The 3,356-nt window shown below is 35.7% G+C and carries 5 protein-coding genes; all 5 read right to left on the reverse strand.

The features are described 5' to 3' along the window. Window positions 1-183: 183 nt before the first annotated feature. A complete protein-coding gene (locus A5819_RS18235; RefSeq protein WP_086281988.1) occupies window positions 184-483 on the reverse strand; it encodes a hypothetical protein in 300 nt (99 codons plus the stop codon). Beyond that, window positions 473-793, reverse strand: a complete 321-nt coding sequence (locus tag A5819_RS18240) for a hypothetical protein (protein ID WP_086281986.1) — start codon at window positions 791-793, stop codon at window positions 473-475. The genes A5819_RS18235 and A5819_RS18240 overlap by 11 nt, the downstream gene beginning before the upstream one ends. Next, on the reverse strand, window positions 774-1,028 hold the full coding sequence (locus A5819_RS18245) for a helix-turn-helix transcriptional regulator (RefSeq protein ID WP_086281984.1): 255 nt from the start codon (window positions 1,026-1,028) through the stop codon (window positions 774-776). Before A5819_RS18245 ends, A5819_RS18240 begins: the two co-directional genes overlap by 20 nt. Before the next feature lie 406 nt (window positions 1,029-1,434). After that, window positions 1,435-1,617 carry a hypothetical protein gene (locus A5819_RS18255; protein WP_086281980.1) on the reverse strand — a complete coding sequence of 61 codons (183 nt, stop codon included), beginning with the start codon at window positions 1,615-1,617 and terminating at the stop codon, window positions 1,435-1,437. A 575-nt stretch (window positions 1,618-2,192) separates the two neighbouring features. Continuing rightward, window positions 2,193-2,657: a hypothetical protein gene (locus tag A5819_RS18260; protein ID WP_086281978.1), complete on the reverse strand. Its 465-nt coding sequence runs from the start codon at window positions 2,655-2,657 to the stop codon at window positions 2,193-2,195. Window positions 2,658-3,356: the final 699 nt, after the last annotated feature.

Raw genomic sequence — 3,356 nt, forward strand, 5'->3', positions numbered from 1 at the left:
TGTAACGCTCTGTATCAGGCTTTTTGAACCACTCTGGATCTATATCTAATAAAAGAAGCAGTTCATTCCATCTAAGGTCTTTCTCTTCTTGATTATCCATATTCTCCCTCTTTTCTATAGGAAACGAAGAATCGAGTTGATACTACAAGCGTAAATTATTACTCACTTTTTATCAAGTGTTTTCTATATCAATGCTTGATCTACAGCTAATATTTTTGCGGTTCTATTGTTTTGAGCTAAATCAAACAAACAATCTTTTATAGTTAGTGCTGCATTTGTCAACCCACGTTCTATCGTAGGCATTTCTTCTGTCGTTGTTCCTGCAAATGATTCTAAAAATTCCAAATCACTCACTGCCTCAAATGACACACCATCTTGAATTGTTGAAACAGTTGTTTGATAGGCGACAACCGCTTCATCTGGTTCAGTAGCAATGATCCAGGCTTTGTAGGGGGATTCAAAATAATAATAGTTATAACTCATCGTTTTTTCCTGCTTTCATTTCTATCTTCGTATGCCAATAGGAAGAAACATATCCATCTTGCTCTTCATCGTCTGGATCAATACACATGACTTCTTCTTGTAAAGTAGTTGAATCATCTTCAAATTCTTCAAACACTTCCTCAGGAACCTCAATCTCAACAAGTTGGATTGTGTCATCCTCGTATACTTCATCATCATACCAATCCTCTTTTTCCTTTTCATAGTCCTGTTTAGCAGCTTCTAATTCTGTCGTCCAATATGTTCTTGAAAAGCCAAACTCTCCATGACGCTCAACTCTGTATAATTTCATCTCGTTGTTCCTCCTCTATTTTGCTAAAAGTAAAAATTTGTTCGATCGGCACTTCAAAAACAGCTGCTATATCGTGGGCCAATAATAGTGACGGGTTATACCGATTTCGCTCTAATTGAATAATCGTTTGACGTGATACACCTACCTTATCGGCTAATATTTGTTGGGTCATTCGCTGCATTGCTCGATAGACATGAATACTCGATTCAAAACTACTGTTCTTTTTCTTTGGCATGGTTCATTCTCCTTTATTTTCTTGACTTTATTGTGATTGAGACACTATTAACAAAGCCATCACTAAAATTTTACTCTTCTCAACATATTTTAAAAATTCAAACTGAACGTTCTTCGGGGCACTTACCATTAGCTATAACAACTTTCGATGAAGTTTCGCACTCTTTGTCTTCCATTATTGGAAAGTATTATTCGGTAAATAAATAAGTATGTTAAGGGTATTAAAGCTAATCCATTTATCATAACAACTAAAAAGAAAAGAAATTCTGATATAGAGGTGAACCCTTCAATAGCATACCAAAAATTGAAGACAGTCAAAAATAACAAAATACAAATTGTTACTATCGCACCCAACAAAAAACCTAGAACTATTCTAACAATATCTGAAATTTTCATTCGTACACCTCCTATCCAAAAGCTTCTTTGATTTCACGTGCCTGGTGTAAAACTTCAGCAAGCATATCCTTTTCGTGATACTGACGATTGTTTCCTGCTTTCTTGCGTTCCTTCCGTTTTTTATCCAGGAGAAACGCTAAATCTTCGTCCATTTGATCTGTAAATGTAATATACCTTCTCTTGTTTGAAGCCACGTCATTCCCTCCTTCGGGTGTCACACCCAATTGAAATGGGTGTGACACCTAAAATTCATTAGCCTTCTCTTATTTACTAATTTTTTTGTTACGCAATAGTGTTGCTGTCGCAGGGTTTAAGCATCCGTTCACCCCAAACTCTCGGAAACGACATACGAACCTCTCGTACGCCTGAGCAAGTTAATGATCTTTAGATCATTCTCTCCGTGTATTGTGACATTTTTACTGTTGTAGTTCTAACCCCTGTCCCTTAGTAGTCACGCTGATGAACAGGGCGGTCATTGCACACCGACATATAGGTTTCGTCTTCTTTCGTTCTTTCTCAGTTTTCCATCCTATCGGTTAAAAATAGGCGTTGTCTTGCTTCCTCTACCTGGATCAACTAGTCAACAATCGATAATTATTCATCGTGGCTTGTTTTAGTTATCTTCTCAACCTAAGTTCATAAGCTTTCGAGTTAGCTCTAAAAAAGTCTGAAATTGCCTGAAACATGTGTTGCTAATTCGTTTGTTTTAAATTAGCAAATAAGAAGAGGCTAATTTTCTATTTGATTAAGTTTGTTGGAGTTGCTTTTTTTATTGTTTCAATAGTTTCTTTTCGTCCTCCTCTTTTTTTGCTTGTTTTAGTCGTTGCTGCGCACGTCTTTTCACAATATCTGGTTGGTTCTCTTCACAAATCAACGGATAAGCAGCTTTCGCTAATTGAGCGCCCTGTAATGTTGCGCCCATTCCCTTACCTGTTTTCTTCAGAGGTAAAAGGCGCTTCTGATTACTCGCATAATTTCCAGATCGTCGTGCAATTAACACACCTTTTCTTTGTTGTGAATACACACGTTCAATTTGATCGTAAATATCCATAATCTCAACTGGATTTGTTTTCTGTATATGTTTTCGGTCCCCGATAAACAGAAAAGCTTGTTGAAATATCCGATTATCTTGTATGACAAATTCTTCTTTGTGCCTCCCTTTTCCTTTTTGAAAAAGAATCACTCTTTTTCCGTATTTCAACACTTCTTCTGGTGTCATGATTGTCGTTGGCATAAATAAATCTCTCCTCTCCTATTCACTTTGACAAGTTAACGAACAAACGAACAACAAAAAAGGGGTGAGACACATTTTACTGTATCTCACCCCTTAAATTGCAACTATCACACCCGTGTTTTATTATAAATCCATTTACTACTGATACAATTCTACACAAATACGCTTTTAATTTAATACAGCAGCGGTTTACTGAGTTAAATAAATGAATGTGTAGAACTATACCTTAACAGAAAACACTTATTCCCCTGTTAATTTCTGTAAAGAATTGCTATAATAAGACGTTGTGACGTTAGTTGCAACTAGGAGCCTGACAAGTTTCATGTGCTACATACATGGACTGTTCACGTTATAATTCCGCTTGACCTTCTAAAAGGACGGCAATCCGATTAGCTGGAAGGGATTATAACGGGCTCTTTATTTTGTTGTTCGCTAACTTCTTAAAGTCAGTTTTACTCTTTCTTACTTTGTGATTAAACAGTAGCACATACTTTTTTCAATTGCAAGTAGTAATGCTACAAATACCTTTTTGTGTGAAATAATAAATTTTTTCTTAACTTAATAAAATTGGTAACGTTACCGATAATATCATTCCACAAACAGCTAGTGTCGATAATATTTCTCTCGTTTTAAAAGTCATTTTTTTCACTCCTCTCGTATACTTATTAAATCTAATATAGAGGAATTCAATAAAAAAAG

It is taken from the genome of Enterococcus sp. 7E2_DIV0204 (assembly GCF_002140855.1).
GTDB lineage: Bacteria > Bacillota > Bacilli > Lactobacillales > Enterococcaceae > Enterococcus_L > Enterococcus_L lemimoniae.